At 34.2% G+C, this 3,187-nt stretch carries 4 protein-coding genes and 1 riboswitch; of the genes, 1 reads left to right on the forward strand and 3 read right to left on the reverse strand.

The window, feature by feature from the left end; translation table 11 throughout:
• Nucleotides 1-379: 379 nt before the first annotated feature.
• A complete protein-coding gene (locus RT405_RS07570) occupies nucleotides 380-1,105 on the reverse strand; it encodes an O-methyltransferase (protein WP_313468882.1) in 726 nt (241 codons plus the stop codon).
• Between the two features lie 224 nt (nucleotides 1,106-1,329).
• Between RT405_RS07570 and cbpA the strand changes: the two genes are divergently transcribed.
• A complete protein-coding gene (cbpA, locus tag RT405_RS07575) occupies nucleotides 1,330-1,968 on the forward strand; it encodes a cyclic di-AMP binding protein CbpA (RefSeq protein WP_313468884.1) in 639 nt (212 codons plus the stop codon).
• 105 nt (nucleotides 1,969-2,073) lie between these two features.
• Here cbpA and RT405_RS07580 read toward each other — a convergent pair whose 3' ends face one another.
• Both RT405_RS07580 and RT405_RS07585 read right to left on the reverse strand, forming a co-directional pair.
• The gene (locus RT405_RS07580; RefSeq protein ID WP_313468885.1) at nucleotides 2,074-2,574 is read right to left on the reverse strand and encodes a QueT transporter family protein; all 501 of its coding nucleotides are present in this window, start codon (nucleotides 2,572-2,574) and stop codon (nucleotides 2,074-2,076) included.
• 6 nt (nucleotides 2,575-2,580) lie between these two features.
• Nucleotides 2,581-2,625: riboswitch (PreQ1 riboswitch) on the reverse strand.
• A 37-nt stretch (nucleotides 2,626-2,662) separates the two neighbouring features.
• Nucleotides 2,663-3,025, reverse strand: coding sequence for a type II toxin-antitoxin system PemK/MazF family toxin (locus RT405_RS07585; protein WP_313468887.1), 363 nt, complete (start codon nucleotides 3,023-3,025; stop codon nucleotides 2,663-2,665).
• Between the last annotated feature and the right edge of the window lie 162 nt (nucleotides 3,026-3,187).

The raw sequence follows: 3,187 nt of genomic DNA on the forward strand, positions 1-3,187 counted from the left end.
GTTAAACCACCTTACACAGTTATTTCGTTCTTACTTTGTTCAGTTTTCAAAGGTCAATTATTTTCTTTTGACAACTTCTTAATGTTATCACTTAACAATAAGTTTGTCAACTATTTTTTGAATAATTATTTATTGTACTTGTATATTTATTCAACTGATTGCTTTGTCGCTCTTAACGACTTACTTATACTAACATAGTTTAATAATCAAAGTCAACTAATTAAATGAACTATTTCGTATATTTTTTTCGTCTTTGAATAATGTAGCGACGCGTTTTACTATATCAAATCCAATCGTCTTCGTCAAGAAAAAAAGCCTTTTATTTACACAAAAAACAACTGACTAAATCGTCAATTGTTTTCCTCTTGCCGTATCTCTTTTAAATTTGTTGCAATAAGTAAGAAAAGTCCACTTCTTCTTTTTTTACGATCATTAATAACCCATCGCCTAAAGGCACAATACTTGATTCTAATGAAGGATGCTTCATAACAACTTCAAGGAAAGCATTCAATTTCCGGTGAATGACTCTAGATCTCTTTGGTATTTCTTCTTTAGGCAACAAAATAGTTCCACCTTGCAAAACATCATCAACGACCAACATTCCTCCAACTTTCAACAATCGCATGCATTCTGGGAAAAAGTCATAATATTTTGATTTTGCACTATCCATAAAAATAAAATCATATGATCCATTTAAGGTAGGCAGAATGTCTGCAGCTTGTCCTTCTAAAAGGGTAACTTTATCTGTCAAACCTAGTAATTCATAGTTTTCCTTAGCCTTTTCAATCATTACATCAAAACGATCGATGGTCGTTACATGCCCCGTTTCTCCAACATGCTGAGCCATTAAGCTAGATGAAAAACCAATAGCTGCTCCAATTTCTAAAATTTGGTTTGGCTTAAGTTGTCCAAGTAATAGATTTAGGAAAACAACTGTTTCATGCGGAATAATCGGTACTCTGTTTTCGTTCGCTTCCTGTTCAATTTCTCCTAGTTTCCCAGGCAAAGGTTTTTGTTCTTTTCTTAAAAATTCTACTATTTCTTTTTTTACTACTGGCCGATCCATCATTTCATTTCTTGCCGTTTTCTTATCTTCTTTTGTCATCTTACTCTCTTTTCTCCTTCTGACTGTTTCATTTTAGTATCTTATTTATCTCACCAGACTATTTCTTTATTATAATTTGCCGATTCTTACCAAACAAGACTTTGTTTTCTTTTAAGAAATGGTTTATTTAGCATTGTCCTTCCAAAAGCATTGTATAGGCTATATTTTGTATGGTATCATCATCCTATAGAATAGTACAATAACAATTAAAGGAGGATACGATGATGCTACTTAAATCACTTTGTATTCCTAAGAAAAATTTAACCACTGTTAAAGAAAACGCCACGCTTCAAGAAGCAATTGATATTCTTGAAGAGTCTGGTTATCGTTGTATTCCTATTTTAGATGAAAGTGGAACAATTTTCAGAGGAAACATTTATAAAATGCATATTTACCGCCATCAAGCAAATAATGGCGATATGAGTTTACCGGTCACCACTCTCTTGAAAAATGCGACCAAATTTATTTCAGTAGATTCTTCATTCTTCAAAGTTTTTTTCACTATTAAAGAATTGCCTTACATTTCTGTTTTAGACGAAGAAAACCATTTTTATGGAATCCTTACCCATAGTTCTCTTCTAAATATGTTGCAACAGTCATGGAATATAGATTCAGGAAGCTACGTTCTAACTATTGCTTCTTCCGGACAAAAAGGCGACTTGGCTAATATGACTAAAATCATCAACCGCTACTGTTCTATTTCCAGCTGCATTACATTAGATGCAGCACGCGAAGAAATTGTCCGCCGTACGATGATGACTTTAGAAGCAGGCGTAGACAAAGAAATGGTCAAACAAATCATTGAACACTTAAATAGAAAAGGGTTCCGTGTAGTAGAAGTCGAAGATTTAAAAAACAATTAATTCTTTTACGTATTGAAGATGAATACAAGATAACTGAAGTTCCAAAGTTCCTTTAACTTCAATTCCTGCTATTAAAAAAAGCCAGATTTTTTTCTGGCTTTTTTTTTACTCTGATTCTATTCTTTCACTGAAATGGATTTTTTTATCTAAAAATACCATAAGCGGTGCTCCTACAGCCATAATGCCTAATTCTCCAATACCAACTGTAAGGTATCCAAACCAAAAAGGCACAGAAAAAGCTAAATACAGCTCCCAAGCAATCAAGGCTGAAAACACCGTAAAGACGAGTGTATTAAGCGAAAATTTAACCCAAATATTTAAGTTCAACTTCTTTCGCATCAGGCCGCTTGCTACTACTAACGATACAAGAGAATGCCCAACACCAAAAATCAAATCATAACCTATCATGGTTGAAAAGAACAGATTTGAAATAAATACACCGCCGACAATTCCCCACAGGTATTTACGATTAAAAATGATTAAATGGTTAAAAATTTCTGCTACTCTAAACTGCAAAGCCCCAAAAGAAATAGGCGCTAGAATACCTGTTATCGCTACATATAAGGCTGCTACAATAGCATTAGTGACCAAACTTTTTGTTTTCAACTACATTTCCTCCTAGTTTTTTTATGTGGGATGGTTACGAACCACAGATGGAACAACTTCATTATCATAGCACTATAGGAAAAAAATCTCAATAAAAAAAACCCTCTGTTTTCGAAAGTCCCACGCTGATTTCTAGAGCTTCATTGATTTTCCCCATCATCTGCTGATCTAACTGGGTCACTTTTTCTTTTAGCCGTTGTTTATCAATCGTTCGAATTTGTTCTAACAAAACAACCGAATCTTTCTCTAAACCAAATTCTTCTGCTGATACTTCTACATGAGTGGGCATTTTTGCTTTTTGGATTTTTGCCGTTATCGCTGCTACAATCACTGTCGGGCTGTAGTGGTTACCTACATTATTTTGAATAATCAAAACTGGGCGCATGCCGCCCTGTTCTGATCCCACAACAGGCGATAAATCGGCATAATAAATCTCTCCCCGTTTTACCATAGGTATTTCCTCCTTACAATACCTAGTTAGAAATGGGCGCTGACCTCTTTTTCACAAACTTCAAATTCATTACAAATATCAAGGTTGATACGAGACATTTCCGCATATCCTTTACGCAAGGTATCATATATAGTTATGTTATTTTTTGAAATCTGATTCACC

It is taken from the genome of Carnobacterium sp. (genome assembly GCF_032094055.1).
Lineage (GTDB): Bacteria > Bacillota > Bacilli > Lactobacillales > Carnobacteriaceae > Carnobacterium_A.